1 protein-coding gene is annotated in these 449 nt (G+C 31.6%); it reads left to right on the top strand.

The features are described from left to right. Nucleotides 1-15: 15 nt before the first annotated feature. On the top strand, nucleotides 16-449 hold a 434-nt coding region (locus AC23L6_RS13375; RefSeq protein ID WP_487565538.1), incomplete at its 3' end, for a hypothetical protein.

The raw sequence follows: 449 nt of genomic DNA, 5'->3' as shown, positions 1-449 counted from the left end.
ACAGCTGAAATTTGTATGTATGATAGAAGTATTATCTCAGCAGGAAATGACTTTGCTATTGATGATATATCTTTTAAAGAATCTTCAGCTACTTGTAATTTATCAAAATCTGTTACAGTTACAATTCCAAATCCAATAAATTTAATCATTACTAATCCTTCATTTGTTTGTTCACCTGGGTCGGTAGATATCACAAAACCTGCAATAACTGCTGGTAGTACAACTGGTACAGTAATTTCATATTGGAAAGATGCAGCTGGTACTATTCCATTACTCAATCCAAATAATATAACAATATCTGGGACTTATTACATTAAGAGTACAATTGCACCGTGTTCAGTTATAAAACCAGTTGTTGTTGATATTCTTAATAACAACACTATTAGTTTGTCATCAGGTATTGGAACTAACGCCCAAACAGTCAATTTGAATACGCCTATTACTAATAT

The sequence above is a fragment of the Flavobacterium sp. R1_16 genome, assembly GCF_057652095.1.
The sequence above is the reverse complement of the archived record's forward strand: the minus strand, read 5'-3'. Positions and strand labels throughout refer to the sequence as shown.